Source organism: Thermococcus coalescens (assembly GCF_055392585.1).
In genome coordinates this window covers 926,888-940,528 of the sequence record NZ_AP043764.1, presented here as the reverse complement: position 1 = coordinate 940,528, position 13,641 = coordinate 926,888, and the positions used below count along the sequence as shown (strand labels likewise).

Annotated in this window: 14 protein-coding genes; 7 read left to right on the top strand and 7 right to left on the bottom strand. The window is 51.9% G+C overall.

All coding sequences use genetic code 11. The annotated features are described in order from the left end of the window. Window positions 1-30 precede the first annotated feature (30 nt). Window positions 31-996 carry a hypothetical protein gene (locus ACZ5M3_RS05275; protein ID WP_464840597.1) on the top strand — a complete coding sequence of 322 codons (966 nt, stop codon included), beginning with the start codon at window positions 31-33 and terminating at the stop codon, window positions 994-996. A gap of 46 nt (window positions 997-1,042) precedes the next feature. After that, window positions 1,043-1,426, top strand: coding sequence for a hypothetical protein (locus ACZ5M3_RS05270; protein ID WP_464840596.1), 384 nt, complete (start codon window positions 1,043-1,045; stop codon window positions 1,424-1,426). A 74-nt stretch (window positions 1,427-1,500) separates the two neighbouring features. On the opposite strand, the gene ACZ5M3_RS05265 is transcribed toward ACZ5M3_RS05270, so the two are convergent. From ACZ5M3_RS05265 to ACZ5M3_RS05250, 4 genes are all read right to left on the bottom strand, one after another. After that, window positions 1,501-2,874, bottom strand: coding sequence for an alpha-amylase (locus ACZ5M3_RS05265; RefSeq protein WP_464840595.1), 1,374 nt, complete (start codon window positions 2,872-2,874; stop codon window positions 1,501-1,503). A 145-nt stretch (window positions 2,875-3,019) separates the two neighbouring features. Next, window positions 3,020-3,577, bottom strand: coding sequence for an ArsR/SmtB family transcription factor (locus ACZ5M3_RS05260; RefSeq protein WP_464840594.1), 558 nt, complete (start codon window positions 3,575-3,577; stop codon window positions 3,020-3,022). Window position 3,578: 1 nt separating this feature from the next. Next, complete coding sequence (locus ACZ5M3_RS05255; RefSeq protein WP_014788876.1) at window positions 3,579-3,884, bottom strand: DUF211 domain-containing protein; 306 nt, start codon at window positions 3,882-3,884, stop codon at window positions 3,579-3,581. Between the two features lie 24 nt (window positions 3,885-3,908). Next, complete coding sequence (locus tag ACZ5M3_RS05250; protein WP_464840593.1) at window positions 3,909-4,484, bottom strand: winged helix-turn-helix domain-containing protein; 576 nt, start codon at window positions 4,482-4,484, stop codon at window positions 3,909-3,911. Between the two features lie 201 nt (window positions 4,485-4,685). Here ACZ5M3_RS05250 and ACZ5M3_RS05245 point away from each other — a divergent pair, with 201 nt between their 5' ends. The 3 genes from ACZ5M3_RS05245 to ACZ5M3_RS05235 all read left to right on the top strand — a co-directional run bounded on the left by ACZ5M3_RS05245 (window position 4,686) and on the right by ACZ5M3_RS05235 (window position 8,542). Then, window positions 4,686-6,098 carry an acetate--CoA ligase family protein gene (locus tag ACZ5M3_RS05245; RefSeq protein WP_464840746.1) on the top strand — a complete coding sequence of 471 codons (1,413 nt, stop codon included), beginning with the start codon at window positions 4,686-4,688 and terminating at the stop codon, window positions 6,096-6,098. 124 nt (window positions 6,099-6,222) lie between these two features. Further along, window positions 6,223-7,242: a hypothetical protein gene (locus ACZ5M3_RS05240; RefSeq protein WP_464840592.1), complete on the top strand. Its 1,020-nt coding sequence runs from the start codon at window positions 6,223-6,225 to the stop codon at window positions 7,240-7,242. A 148-nt stretch (window positions 7,243-7,390) separates the two neighbouring features. Continuing rightward, window positions 7,391-8,542 (top strand): tryptophan--tRNA ligase, encoded by a 1,152-nt coding sequence (locus ACZ5M3_RS05235; protein WP_464840591.1) that lies wholly within the window; start codon window positions 7,391-7,393, stop codon window positions 8,540-8,542. 17 nt (window positions 8,543-8,559) lie between these two features. On the opposite strand, the gene ACZ5M3_RS05230 is transcribed toward ACZ5M3_RS05235, so the two are convergent. The 3 genes from ACZ5M3_RS05230 to ACZ5M3_RS05220 are packed head-to-tail and all read right to left on the bottom strand — an operon-like array spanning window position 8,560 to window position 10,311. After that, window positions 8,560-9,264: a 3'-5' exonuclease family protein gene (locus tag ACZ5M3_RS05230; protein WP_464840590.1), complete on the bottom strand. Its 705-nt coding sequence runs from the start codon at window positions 9,262-9,264 to the stop codon at window positions 8,560-8,562. Next, window positions 9,254-10,126, bottom strand: a complete 873-nt coding sequence (locus ACZ5M3_RS05225) for a viperin family antiviral radical SAM protein (RefSeq protein ID WP_464840589.1) — start codon at window positions 10,124-10,126, stop codon at window positions 9,254-9,256. Before ACZ5M3_RS05225 ends, ACZ5M3_RS05230 begins: the two co-directional genes overlap by 11 nt. 41 nt (window positions 10,127-10,167) lie before the next feature. After that, window positions 10,168-10,311 carry a hypothetical protein gene (locus ACZ5M3_RS05220; protein WP_464840588.1) on the bottom strand — a complete coding sequence of 48 codons (144 nt, stop codon included), beginning with the start codon at window positions 10,309-10,311 and terminating at the stop codon, window positions 10,168-10,170. Window positions 10,312-10,435: 124 nt separating this feature from the next. Here ACZ5M3_RS05220 and ACZ5M3_RS05215 point away from each other — a divergent pair, with 124 nt between their 5' ends. Both ACZ5M3_RS05215 and ACZ5M3_RS05210 read left to right on the top strand, forming a co-directional pair. Beyond that, on the top strand, window positions 10,436-12,733 hold the full coding sequence (locus tag ACZ5M3_RS05215) for a hypothetical protein (protein WP_464840587.1): 2,298 nt from the start codon (window positions 10,436-10,438) through the stop codon (window positions 12,731-12,733). Window positions 12,734-12,928: 195 nt separating this feature from the next. After that, window positions 12,929-13,606 carry a fumarylacetoacetate hydrolase family protein gene (locus ACZ5M3_RS05210; RefSeq protein ID WP_464840586.1) on the top strand — a complete coding sequence of 226 codons (678 nt, stop codon included), beginning with the start codon at window positions 12,929-12,931 and terminating at the stop codon, window positions 13,604-13,606. Window positions 13,607-13,641 lie beyond the last annotated feature (35 nt).

The window sequence follows — 13,641 nt, the reverse complement described above, 5'->3', positions numbered from 1 at the left end:
AATTTTTAAAGGCCGAATGGCTATATTCAAGTGAAAACCCTTGGTGGTGGTTCTGTGAAGTGGAAGCCGTTGATGGCCGTCCTGCTGGGACTGCTCCTGCTTGGAGTGACTGCTGGGAGTGCAAGCGCAACTGATGTTCATCAAAAGGACATAACTTCACAAGTTCGAGGAGCATATTCTATTCTGATTCAATATCAGGACCGTATAAACCGAGACTTTATTGAATGGTATGAAGATAATAAAAACAGCCTTCCTCCCTTGGCAGAAGACACGATTGGTGAATTGTTCCAGAAGTTTTTACAGGAGAATCCTTCTGAGATAAGTTACCTTAATACACTGACTCTTGCACAGCAGAAGCTTTACGATTTGAATGTACTTCGTGACAATGTGGTAGTAAAAGAGCTCATGATTACACCTTTAGGTCTATATTCTCCAGAACAAAATTATGTAAAGATCAAGGTTACTATCAAATACTTCAAGATTAAGCTTGTCCGGTGGACTATCAAGTACGGAGAGCAGGACACAATAAATGTCTATTATTCTGGAAAGTATGCTAGGCAGGCATATCTGGAATTTAGTACCAATTATGCGAAAGCCAGCATAGTAGCTTGGATACTCGGACTTCCAGCATTGCCTCTTTCAATGCCAATAGCTATGGCCATATGGTCTGCAGCGGGTGGCATAATGTTTCAAGGGTTTAAACTGAGTGACTATTGGGAATCTACTGATTATCAGTACTTCTGGATAGTTACCAAAAGTAACTACTATTATCCTAATGTGGTAGTGCCGGGGATCACACTTGCGTCCAACTTTGAGATGTATCTATACAACAAAGCAGGTCGCAAATACTATATACTACCGAACACAAGATACGTTTCAATAGTTGCTCCAGGAGTTTCATTATCTGCGTCAGCCGCTGCAGCTAAAATCTCAGATGCTGCCCACAAGTTTGTGGACAGTCACGGACAGTCATGGATCTATGTGAAGAGAGGCTAGCCCCCTTTAGGTTTTTCAATATTTTGATGTCTCGAAACTGTAGGTGATGAAAATGGCCTCCGAAAACGCGGTTCGGGCAATCATATCTGTTCCGGTCGTTATCCTTGCAGTCGCTATCCTTGCGGTCAGGGGGCTCTCCCCTGAAACAATGCTCGTTCTGGTCGTTCTATGGGTCGTGGGTGTTGTCCTCCCTCGCGCCTGGGAGTTTCGGAACGGGAAACTGGATAGGGCATTTTTACTCCAGAACGTCATTCTGTATACTGCTTTAATGCTCCTCGTTGGAGTGGAATACTTGATCCTTGAAGGGAATGTCCACGGCGTTTCCAAGGAGATGGTGATGTTCTTCACGGCCTGGCTTCTCAGTGGAATTTTTGAGTTCCTATGGCCAGGATTCGCGAGAACGGGGGCCAACCAAGTGCCGTTGTCGTAATTCTGAATTTTTGAGCGCATGGGTGTTTAAAACTTTGATTGAAGAATAGAAAACAATGGGAGAGGAGAAAGACTTCAGCCCACCCCACAGTAGCTCCACACGGAGTAGCCGTACTCACCGTTGGCAGGGTCGTGGGCCGGAGCCTCGAGGTAGACCCAGCCGCTTGAGTCCACCCACTTGTCAACCCAGCCGCCGAGGTTTCCGGTGTACTCGTGGATGCACGAGCCGGCGAACTTGGGAACGTAGACCCACCTTCCGACCCTGCTTGAGCCGAGGTTTATGTAGGTTATAAGCCCCGGCTTGCTTCCGTAGCCGTTTCTCACGAATATCAGCTCGTCGCTGTCGTAGTAGACTATGTCGGTGCTTCCTCCGGCGAGGTGGTCGTGTATCCAGATGAGGTTCTTGAGTTTATCCTTGTTGAGCCACTCCTCGTAGTCGCGGTAGAAGATGGTCGGCTGCCCCTCGTAGGTGAGGATGAAGGCGTAGGCCGGATACTTGTTCCAGATTATGTCGGTGTCGTGGTTGGCGACGAAGGTCACCGCCTTGAAGGGATCGCGGGAAACGACGGTCTGACCGTATTTCAGGGCATCCACGAGGGCCGGGATGTTGTTGTTATCGAAGGCCTCGTCCATCTTGTAGTAGAGCGGGAAGTCGAAGACCTTGGCGCCGCTGGAGTAGGCCCAGTTGAGGAGGGCATCAACGTTCGTGTCCCAGTACTCGCCGACGGCCCAGCCGCCCCACCAGCTGAGCCAGTCCTTCACGACCCACGCTCCGTAGCCCTTGACGTAGTCGAAGCGCCATGCATCAACGCCGATGCTCCTGAGGTAGGCAGCGTAGCTCTCCTGGCTGGCCCAGAGCCAGTACTGATCCCAGCTCTTGTCGTGGCATATGTCCGGGTAGCCCCCAAAGGTTCCGGAATCGCCTGCGTGGAGCTCGTTCGGGTGGAAGTCGAGGTAGTTGGCCGTGTATTTGCCCGATGCAACCTTTGAGAAGTCCGTCCAGGTGTAGTCGTTCACGAAGGGGTTCCACTCCAGGTCACCGCCAGCGCGGTGATTGATGACTATGTCCGCTATCACCTTCATGCCGTAGGCGTGGGCGGTGTTTATCATGTTGACGAGCTCGGCCTTTGAGCCGAACCTCGTTTCTACTGTCCCCTTCTGGTAGTACTCACCGAGGTCGAAGTAGTCGTAGGGGTCGTATCCCATCGAATAGCCGCCGCTCATCCCCTTGCTCGCGGGGGGGATCCATATCGCTGAGATTCCGGCGCTCGCCCAGTCGGGTATCTTCTGGGCTATTGTGTCCCACCAGATTCCCCCCATCGGGACGTCCCAGTAGAAGGCCTGCATTATGACGCCGCCGTTCTCAAGGGTTTCTGCCTTTGCAGGAACTGCCGAGACGCTGAGAACCACCAGAAGTACGAGAAGTGCAACCAGCACTTTCCTGGCCATGGCAATCACCACCGGGTGGTCATAATATATCACCGATGGTGAAATATTTAAGCTTTATCGTTAATGTACATTGAAGGGCGTAATTGTTCATCATAATCGAGGCCAAAAACGAAACGTCATGTTTCATAGTAAAGGGGTAAAAAAGTTAGAATCCAACCAGTTTTTTCACTTTCTTGGCCTTTTCACAGAGCTCGCAGCTCTGGAGGAAGACCAGCATGTTGAGGAGATGGAAGAGCTCTATCTCCGTGAGGTCAACGTCGGCCTGAGATATCCTCTTGATTATTGGCTGGGAGTTGATCTCTATCTCGTTTAGGACCTCTTTTGCCAGTTTCTTGAGCGTCTCCCTGTCCTCTATCCTGAACCCTGCCTTCTCCAGAACCTGCACCAGCTTTTCTGCCTCCACCTGGAGGTAGGCCTGCCTGAACTCTTCGATGCGTTCATCGGGATCCGCTTTTATGAGAAATATCCTGGCCGCTCTCCCGTAGACTCTCTCGTTCCCGTGGATTTCCAGCTCCTCCACGAGACCTGCGGCTTCGAGCATCTTCACATGCCGGTATATGGTCGTCCTGTCCTTCCCTATGGCGTCGCTGAGCTCATTGATGGTCATGGGTCTATCTCTGAGCAGTTGGAGAATTTTAAAGCGTGTCTCTTCGGAGAGGACCTTGACCTTCTCTGGTTCGGTGATGATGAGAACTTCCCTCAACTCAATACTCCTCCAGCTTGTCCTGGGGAGTTTCACCCTCCTCGACGATCTTCTTTCCGGCCGCGACCATGTCTATGCTGTGGACGACCCCGCCGAACTCCTCGATGGTCCTGACTATCTCGTCGTAGTCGAGGTTGTCCCCGACCATCGTTATTTTGACGTTCTCGGTCTCCTTGTCTATCTCAACCAGAGTTATGTTGACGCCGTCAACGCCCTCAAGCTCACTGAGCCCGAGCGCCAGCTCCGTCACCATGGGCTGGTGCGGTTTAAGCACGTCCAGCACTAGAAGCCGTATCCCCTTCGCCATATCCCATCGCTTCTCCTTTCTGCATCATTTTTTAAGTATTTCCCCCAGCCTTCTCAGGAGCGCAAGGGCCTCATCATCGCGCCCCATCCTCGCCATAGCGAGCCACTCAATGGCGTGAATTATGTCCTCGTTTGAAAAGTCTTTGAGCTTGTCCTCGTTTTCCTCTATTTCCTGAGAGATTTCAGTCTTGAACTCGTGCTCCTTCTTAAGGAGCTCGTCCATTGTGTTCAGAAGTTCCTCGTCATCGAACTCGTAACCAAGTGCCTTGAAGACTTCAAGCTTTGTCTTCAGCCTTGACCGGGCGAAGTATCTCAGCTCCTCATCGCCCAGGTAGAGGTTGATGTAGAACGCATCGGCCGTTCTCCCGTAGTACTTCTCCACGAGGTTGCCCTTCATCTCCGTCCTCTTGACCTCGACTAAGCCGGCTTCCTTGAGCTTCTCGATGTGGTGGTATATTGTCTGAGGCGTCTTCCCCAGTATCTCGCTGAGCTGGGAGATGGTCATCTCCTTGTTGCGGAGCAGTCCGAGGATCTTTCTCCTCGTGTCCTCGAGCATCAGTTTTATGACCTCTGGGTCTGTTATGACCTTCACTTTCGCCATTTCCACCACCCAATTTAAACGTTCTAATGGTTCTTTGAACGTTATGGCATATAACCCTTTTGCTTCCCGGTAAGTTTATATATGTAAACTCCATGCCCCCTTAGAACACTGCTGGACAAAATATCCAGCCTTCCCGGATGTACCCATCTGTGGAGGAAGGCTTAAATATGGTCTCCCGAAAAACCTTCGGAGGTGGACAAGATGGAGGCTCCAAAGCTCGATTTCCTGTTTTATCCAAGGAGCGTCGCTGTCATCGGGGCGTCAAACGTCCCCGGAAAGATAGGAAACTCAATAATGCGCTCGATAACGCTCAAATTCGATGGAAAGGTCTACGCCGTCAACGTCAAGGGTGGTGAGGTCGAGGTCAACGGAAAGAAGTTCCCGGTTTACAGGAGCATCAGGGATATACCGGACGAGGTCGATGTCGCGGTCATAGCGGTTCCGGCCAGGTTCGTCCCTGATGTTATCGACGAGTGCGGCGAGAAGGGAGTTAAGGGTGCCGTTGTTATCTCCGCGGGCTTCAAGGAGGCAGGGAGGGCCGAACTTGAGGAGGAGCTCGTTAGGAGGGCCAGGAAGTGGGGCATCAGGCTCGTCGGCCCCAACTGTCTCGGCGTCACCAACCTTGAGAACGGCTTCGACTGCAACTTCAACCCGCCGGAGAGGCAGGCAAGGCCGCCCGCTGGAAAGATAGCCTTCATGAGCCAGAGCGGTGCCTTCGGAGCTGCAATCCTCGACTGGGCGGCCAACCACGAGATAGGCATGAGCAAGTTCATCAGCCTCGGCAACATGGCCGACCTCGACGAGAGCGACTTCATAGCCTACCTAGGCCAGGACGAGAGGACCGGCGTCATAACCGGCTACATCGAGGGCGTCAAGGACGGGAGGAAGTTCTTCAACATCGCCAGGCAGGTCACCCTTGAGAAGCCCATCATAATCCTCAAAGCCGGAAGAACCGAGGCCGGGGCAAAGGCCGCCGCGAGCCACACCGGTTCACTCGCCGGTTCGTTCAAGATATACGAGGCCGCCTTTGAGCAGACCGGTGTCCTCTCCGCCAAGAGCATGCGCCAGCTCTTCAACTACGCCAAGGCCCTGGCGATGCAGAAGCCGGCAAAGGACAACCGCGTGGCGATAGTCACCAACGGCGGCGGCGCTGGCGTCATGATGAGCGACGGCCTGCTTGAGCGCGGCATGAAGCTCGCGGAGCTGAGTGAGGAGACCAACGAGAAGTTCAGGAAGGCCGTCGAGGAAGGAAAGCTCCCGGAGCACATGAGCTACAAGAACCCCGTTGACATAATCGGCGACGCCCCGTCGAGCCGCTATGAGCTGGCCATGCGCTACACACTCGAAGATCCAAACGTTGACGTTCTCGTCGTCATAGCCCTCTTCCAGAGCCCGGCCCTGGACGAGGGAATCGTCGAGGCGATGTCCAGAATGAGGGAGTACGGCAAGCCGATAGTCTTCGTGGCCCCCGGTGGAGAGTACCCCCACAGGATGGCCAGGAGAATAGAGAAGGAAGCCGGTGTTCCCGTCTACGAGACCGTTGAGGACGGCGTCGATGCAGTTTATGCGCTCGTCAAGTACGGTGAGTGGCTTAGGGAGAACGGGAAGCTCTGATGTCCCTTTCTCTACCCTTCTTACCTTATTGTTGCTCCCTACCCCCTGTCCCTGTGGGAAGTACTCAACTCACCATGCAAAAGATTAATTAACACCCTTTACAGAGTTGGTATTGGGCGATTCGATGAAGGAGTACGTGCTCGTCCTAATATTGCTCCTCTCCGCCCCGCTCGTGGAGGCGGGCGTCTACTATTCCGGGATCGGGTTCCATTACACCACCAAGATTCTCATGGGGAACCTGTCCGTCATAGAACTCCCCGGTAGGACACCGGTGGTTGAGGACGATTACAACCGCCTTTTTGAGCTCAGCGTTCCATCTGAAAACGCGAGCCAGCTGGTGGGTCTCTCTGTGAACTTCTCGGCCGGGGGCAGGGTCTACGGTGTTGACTGTGCCGTACACATGAACGGAGAGGATTACCTCTCCAATGCCGTCGTGTACCGCACTGCGTCCGGCTATCTGGCATCCTGCGATTTCAGGGGTATATGGAACGAATTTGCCGACATTCTGGGTGAGGACCCCTCCTACGTCCGCTTCATGAAATCCCGGGAGTTCAACATCTCGCTGGAGTTCACGGTTGCGGAGAACGTAACCGTTCACGTGCACGGCATCAGGGCATACCTCTATCACTCGGAACCGCCAACGAACTTCGTTATCCTTGAGACCCCGGACGGTTACGCACTGAAACTGGAGCCCGTCGCTTTCTCGGGTTTTGACCTCCGGATGAGCGCGAGGGGGTTGGTCTCGGTTAAGCTGCTCGGGAGCGATGGGGAAGACGACCGCCTCGGCCTGACCTTCAGGTCGTGTAATGACACTGACTATGGCTACGCCGGCGTTGAGTTCTACTCCCACGATCCCCGCTTCCACTACCGCGGGCCCGGCCTGTTCGTTCGCCAGTTCGCGTGCTCCAATGAAAGCAATCCGAGAACATCCTACGATTTCGACAGGAAATGGGCGGTCATTGAGGGGGTTTACATAGAAAGGCTGGAGGACCTCAGGGCTCTGGTCGTTTGGGGAACTCTCTACGAGCCACCCACACGAAAGGATGAGTCCGGTTACTGGCTTCCGAGGCTGGGCGTTTCCCTCGCCATCGGAACTGCCCTCGGAGCCGGTATCGGGTGGGCCCTCTGGAAGCGCTCCCGCTGATTTTCCTCGGGTTATCCAAAAACTTTAAATCCTCTTTCTCCCTTTCTCCTCCCATGCGCGGTGATCGTTTTTGGCCTTGGTGAAGCCCTGCTATTCTCCCCCGCCTTAGCCTGGAGTTTCGTTTCCACTGGAGATGGAGGTGCTTTGAATGGACGACTTTAAGGTCACCCCATGGGACGTTGAAGGTGTTGTGGACTACGCGAAGCTGATAGAGCAGTTCGGGACCAGCCCGCTCACGGACGAGCTTATAGAGAAGACCGCTCGACTAACGAAGAGTGAACTGCCCATATTCTTCAGGAGGAGGTTCTTCTTCTCCCACAGGGACTACGACAAGGTTCTGGCTGACTACGAGTCTGGCAGAGGCTTCTTCCTCTACACCGGCAGGGGCCCGAGCGGCCCGATGCACATAGGGCACATTATCCCCTTCTACGCCACCAAGTGGCTGCAGGAGAACTTCGGCGTCAACCTCTACGTCCAGATAACCGACGACGAGAAGTTCCTCTTCAAGGAGAAGCTCACCTTCGACGACACGAAGAGATGGGCCTACGACAACATCCTAGACATCATAGCGGTCGGCTTCGACCCAGATAAGACGTTCATCTTCCAGAACAGCGAGTTCACAAAGATATACGAGATGGCCATCCCCATAGCCAAGAAGATAAACTACTCGATGGCAAAAGCTGTGTTCGGCTTCACCGACCAGAGCAAGATTGGAATGATTTTTTACCCAGCGATACAGGCCGCCCCGACCTTCTTCGAGAAGAAGCGCTGTTTAATTCCAGCGGCAATAGACCAGGACCCCTACTGGAGGCTCCAGAGGGACTTTGCGGAGAGCCTGGGCTACTACAAAACCGCCGCGATCCACAGCAAGTTCGTGCCCGGGCTTATGGGCCTTGAGGGCAAGATGAGCGCGAGCAAGCCGGAGACGGCCATCTATCTCACCGACGACCCTGAGGAGGCGGGCAGGAAGATATGGAAGTACGCCCTGACCGGCGGGAGGGCAACCGCCAGGGAGCAGCGCGAGAAGGGCGGCGAACCCGAGAAGTGTGTGGTGTTCAAGTGGCTGGAGATATTCTTCGAGCCGGACGACAAGAAGCTCATGGAGCGCTATCACGCGTGCAAAAGTGGCGAGCTCCTCTGCGGCCAGTGCAAGCGCGAGCTGATTGAGAGGGTTCAGGAGTTCCTCAAGGAGCACCAGAAGAAGCGCAAGGAGGCCGAGAAAAAGGTCGAGAAGTTCAAGTACACCGGCGAACTGGCGAGGGAGCAGTGGGATAAGGCTATTCCGGAGCCGCTCAAGTAAAAGAAAAAATCCAACGATTACCTGTTACTACTGCTTTTATTTTCCCTGTTGTTCCTTAGTTTAATGAGTTTGCTGTACACTCTCTTCGCAATCTCAACCTCTTCCTTCGTTCTTTTTGCGATTTTCTCGTATTCTCCCTGATCGTACAGTTCCCAGACAACAGTCCCTCCTGGCTTCTTTTCCACGTTTCCAATAAGGTGCTTTACCGCCCAGTTCTGAGAAACTGGAGCCAATACTTCTGGATATTCTCTCTCCGGGATCAGTGGCGCCGAAGCAATGCTGAGGTCAAGGGGTCTTAGCTTGAAATACGTTTCGTACAGTTTCTCCGGCTCGGCGATCTCATGCATTAGGCTCCTGACGAAGAGTACTGGAATGTCAAAGCGAGTTATTCCGAATCCAACTATAATAGGCTCAGTTAATCGAGGATCCTTCCCCAGAAGTTCCCACCTTGTCCAGCTTTCCCGGAAATAGTAGTAGATCTTCCTGAGAAGCTCCCTTTCTTTTTCCTGTATGTCCTTTCCGTTCATCTCCCATATCCAGAACTCCTCCTTTTTTTCGAATTTGTTTTCTAGGGGAAAATACCTCTGGAAGACCCCTCCGATGACGAAGCTCCCCTTGAGATACGGGCTGGCCTTTAGTCCCGGCCCCTTCTTGTGTTCTTCCGGAACGTAGTACTCGATATCGAAGAAAATCACGTGGGTAACTCCACGTTTAAACCTCATTTCTAACCCGCCTCCAGTTATAAATCCCTCCGCGGAGAACGAACTTTGATACGTCAAATCTCAGCCCTTCAAATGCCTCATTCAGTTCAACTTCCAGCAGGGAAGGCCGATGATTTTTGGCCTGAGTCTCCTCATCGTAGAACCTTCCGTAGGGATCCATCATCAGATATGAGCCGGTCATCAGCTCGTTGTCCTCTGCTACTGGTTTCAGATCACTGTGGCGTTCAACGAACGCCTGGAATTCCTTCTCTGTAACTGCCAGCTCCCTGCTCTCCTCGTTTATTCCGGGTACTATCTTCAGCTGAAAGACCTTCCACCTGTCGGGCGAGAGCTCCCTAATGATGTCGTGCATGTCCTCCCGCCAGTTCAGTTTAGTGACGACCGTGTTTATTTTAACCCCTATATGGGGATGGAGTTTCCTTATCAGTTCAACCGCCCTGCGAACCCTTTTGACGTGATCACCATAGCCCCTGCCGAGTGCAACTTCAATTTCTTCCTTCCCGCTGTCGAGGCTCATGCCTATCCAGTCGAGGTATTCCCCGTATTTTCTCAAGAATTTTCTTCCAGAGTCTTCCGTGAGGTGGTAGCCGTTGGTGACTATTGAGGTCGCCATTCCCAGTCTCTTGGCGTATTTTACCAGCTCACCAAGGTTCTCACAGAGAAGCGGCTCGCCGCCGGTGAAGTTTATCCTTTCGATTCCACCCCTGTGAAGCCTGCTGAGTATGAGCTTTGATTTCTCAAGGTCCCTGCACAGCTCCGGCACTCCCATGAACTTCGCGAAGCAGAACTTGCACCTGTAATTGCACCTCTCCAGCATGTGCCAGTTGACGGCGAGCTTGGGTTTTGAGGCGTTTTCGAACATGCTATCACCTCCGCTGAAATTGAAAAAAGAAAAGGGGTGAATCACTTCTTCGAGTTCCTCGCGGCTGCCCTAATCGCTCTGGCATTAAAACCGGCGTCGGCTTTAATGGCCCTCCCGCTGTCGACGGCCCTCTGTATCCTTGCGGCCGCTTCGGGCGTCATGGGTTTGGAGCCCTTCTTTCCCATATCATCACCCCCGAGAGCTGCCAGTATAACTTTTGATAATGGTAGTTATTGTAGATTCTCTGATGCAATAATTCAATATTTGATCTACAATATCTTTAACTTGAAAGACGCTAACGTTGAATTGGTGAGTACAATGGATGGGAGAAGAAACAAAAACCCAAGAGAAACCCACTGGAAAACACTAAAGCTTCCAGATGATGTTTTTGATGCGTTTGGAGAGATTAAGGAGACCTTAAAGAAGAAACACAACAAGCCAGTGAGCAACGCAGATACCATGAAATTCCTTCTGTACCTCGCGAAGGTGGCCCTTGAGCTCAACGGAAATCCTAAGCTTGAGGGCATTACCGAGCCCCTTATCTCTGATAAGCTCAGCGAGTTGGAGAACTACTGTCGCTCGGTTTCCGACTACCTTGGAATACCGATTGAATACGTTAGGGGTGGTGTTCTTTTGGGGCTTCTTGAGATTGCGAGTGAGAGCTTGGAGACCAGCTGGAGAAAAAGTGAGTACTACTTGGAGCTTGCTGAAGGGTGGGTTAAGGACTATTCGGTTTACGTTTATGAAGCAGAGGTTTCAAATGCTATTGCGTCAATAATCAGTGGAATCCCTCTGGTAGGACAGGGTAATCCCCGTCGCAGGGAAATACAGGACAGTTTGTTTGAGGAAGTTGAGAATTTGATGTCCCTTTTGTTTCCAAGTCCACCCCTAAGAACTCTCCGGGCCCTCGTGATGGGCGAAGCCCATTCAAACCAATGGGAGAGGGCCCTTGGAATCCTTAGAAGAGCCCTCCGGTACGAGAATTCTCAAAATACCAACGAAATCAGAGAAATGGTCTCTGAGTTTCTAAAGAAGGCATATGTGGCGGTAGATGGTGAGAAATTCAAAGAATTCGTTGAGGGACTCTTAAATAGCTCGCCTTCGCTGTCCCTCGAACTCTTCATAATCGAAACTGCCTCGGATTTCATGGATGTCGGGCCTTTCTATGAGGATGTTTTAAATCGGAATTATCTCCTTCCAGAAGACCGGATAGATGTTACAACATCAATGGTAAGGGCGACCTCGAAGAGAGGCGATGAGGCCCTTCTTTCCCGTGCCATCGAAGTCGCAAAGGTTGAACTCAAGAAGCTCAGGGAAACCTCGACTCCGGACTGGAAATTGATTAGGGAGTCCTTTGCAATGATGCTGATGGGCTTGGGTTTTGGGGATAGAATATCTGATCTGATGTTCCCGGATGAGGCGCCTTCCCTTCAGTACTATCTGTTACTGTCCCTGTCCAAACTCAAGGAAGATTTTGAGAATGGCTGGGAAGAATTTAAGCGACTTCTCTCAAGGGCCTATGCAGTGACCATCCGGAAAGAGTGTGGCTTCCTAAGCTCCACAGAACTCTTCCTTCCGGTGGAAGAGAAGAAGTGGATCGAAGAATGTATGAAAGCCCGTGAGAATGAAAGCATAAATTTCCAAGAGCTGTCGGTTTTTATAGGTGGCATCTGCTGTAAGGAGATAAATGCCGAAGAAATGGTCATATACGCTGAAAACACTCCCATCCTTCGCTTGAGGATTGGTGAACCGTATGGACTCTCCAGAGAAACCGTTGCCCTGCTCTTAAGGGCCATGATTGAGTCTGGAGTCTTTATAGAAGACGATTTCACCAAGATTCTCACCGCCGACCTCTTGAAGGGTTACGATAAATCCCTCGCTAAAGCTCTCCTCGAGGAAGCTATCGCAGGGGGGACTCCACTTTATCGTTTGGGTGATATTGGCTTTCTTAAACTATTGGACGATGTGGGCATAGACCCGCTTGAGGCTCTCCGGATGGTCCTGAGAAAAACTCCACCTAAAAAATCCGAGGTTCAGCGGCTAGCTGAGGTATTCATGAAGACCCTCGTCTTTGTGAAACCGCCTGAGGAAGTTCTTGAACTCATTACAGGGGGTTCCATACTGACAACTTTGGCAGAGCAACTCGGTACGGAGCATGAACGCTCACTTTCGACCGATTTCAGGAGAATTCAAAAAAGGTTACTCGATTCCTTCGTTGAGGCAGTAGCGATTAGGCACGGTTATTCACTCGCTTCAAAACTGGTGATGGATTACGACATCTCTACGTCGTTTCTCCCCAAGCTTATTAGCGGGCTGCTCCGCGAAGGAAACATGAAGAGGGTTGATGAACTGGCATCAAAGTTTGGTTTGGGGTGGTTTGGCAGAGAGGATCTTGAGCCACTTTTGGAGTACAGAATTGAGAAATGCATCGACCGATTGAAGGAATCTAAAGATGGAGGAGATAGTAATGAATTCTGGGGTTGTTACAAAGCTTCCCTCTCACTGCTCAGAAGCTCAAGGAAGAAGTTGGAAAGAAAAGACTATGAACCTCTTGGGGGCAGACTTATTGGAAGACTGCTCGGTAGGAAACCTGAAAAAAGTAATTAAAACTTCCACTCCCTCTTGAACTCCCTTTCCCCGATTCTCTCTGCTTCTCTCCCTCCTAACTCTACCCCAAACTTCTCTTCAAGCTTTAACATCCGGCCTCAGCCTTATATCCAGGATTCCCCTGATTATGAACTTGGGTTCTTCCTGCGGCACTCCTTTTATTAAGGGGTTCGGTTTAGTTTGGCTGGTGGTGGCATGGTCAGGCTTCCGTATATGGACGGCTTTTACGAACTCAGGCCGAGCAAGATAGTAGCGCTGGCCAAAAACTACGCGGAGCACGCAAAGGAGATGGATAGCGACGTTCCAGAAAGGCCGGTCTTCTTCCTCAAGCCGCCGAGCGCCCTAATAGGCCCTGGTGAGCCGATAATCCTCCCCAGGATGAGCAAGCGCGTTGACCACGAGGTCGAGCTGGCTGTCATTATGGGAAAGAGGGCAAAGCGCGTTCCTGCCGAGAAGGCAATGGACTACGTCATGGGCTACACCATAATGCTCGACATAACCGCTCGCGACCTTCAGGCCGAGGCAAGGGAGAGGGGCCTCCCCTGGAGCATGGCTAAGGGCTTCGACACCTTTGCCCCGGTTGGTCCGAGGGTGGTTGATAAGCAAGAGCTTAACATCGAGGATCTAGAGATAGGTCTCAAGGTGAACGGCCAGCTCAGACAGCTCGGACGGACGAGCGAGATGGTCTTCAAGGTCCCGGAGCTGATAGAGTACATAAGCTCGGTAATGACCCTCGAACCCGGGGACATAATAGCGACCGGAACTCCCGCTGGAGTAGGTCCGCTGAGGCACGGGGACAGGGTTGAGGCGTGGATAGAGGGAATTGGAAGGGTCGAGTTCGATGTTCTGGCCGAAGGTTCGATACTCTGCTGAAAAACTTTTTTAAGTTTTTAATCTTTAACTGTCTT

Excerpts from the sequence above, each read along its gene's own strand:
- ACZ5M3_RS05220 (WP_464840588.1), bottom strand. The coding sequence starts at position 10,311 with ATGGGAAAGAAGGGCTCCAAACCCATGACGCCCGAAGCGGCCGCAAGG.
- ACZ5M3_RS05210 (WP_464840586.1), top strand. The coding sequence starts at position 12,929 with ATGGTCAGGCTTCCGTATATGGACGGCTTTTACGAACTCAGGCCGAGC.
- ACZ5M3_RS05225 (WP_464840589.1), bottom strand. The coding sequence starts at position 10,126 with ATGTTCGAAAACGCCTCAAAACCCAAGCTCGCCGTCAACTGGCACATG.
- ACZ5M3_RS05270 (WP_464840596.1), top strand. The coding sequence starts at position 1,043 with ATGAAAATGGCCTCCGAAAACGCGGTTCGGGCAATCATATCTGTTCCG.
- ACZ5M3_RS05230 (WP_464840590.1), bottom strand. The coding sequence starts at position 9,264 with ATGAGGTTTAAACGTGGAGTTACCCACGTGATTTTCTTCGATATCGAG.
- ACZ5M3_RS05245 (WP_464840746.1), top strand. The coding sequence starts at position 4,686 with ATGGAGGCTCCAAAGCTCGATTTCCTGTTTTATCCAAGGAGCGTCGCT.
- ACZ5M3_RS05235 (WP_464840591.1), top strand. The coding sequence starts at position 7,391 with ATGGACGACTTTAAGGTCACCCCATGGGACGTTGAAGGTGTTGTGGAC.
- ACZ5M3_RS05265 (WP_464840595.1), bottom strand. The coding sequence starts at position 2,874 with ATGGCCAGGAAAGTGCTGGTTGCACTTCTCGTACTTCTGGTGGTTCTC.
- ACZ5M3_RS05250 (WP_464840593.1), bottom strand. The coding sequence starts at position 4,484 with ATGGCGAAAGTGAAGGTCATAACAGACCCAGAGGTCATAAAACTGATG.
- ACZ5M3_RS05255 (WP_014788876.1), bottom strand. The coding sequence starts at position 3,884 with ATGGCGAAGGGGATACGGCTTCTAGTGCTGGACGTGCTTAAACCGCAC.
- ACZ5M3_RS05240 (WP_464840592.1), top strand. The coding sequence starts at position 6,223 with ATGAAGGAGTACGTGCTCGTCCTAATATTGCTCCTCTCCGCCCCGCTC.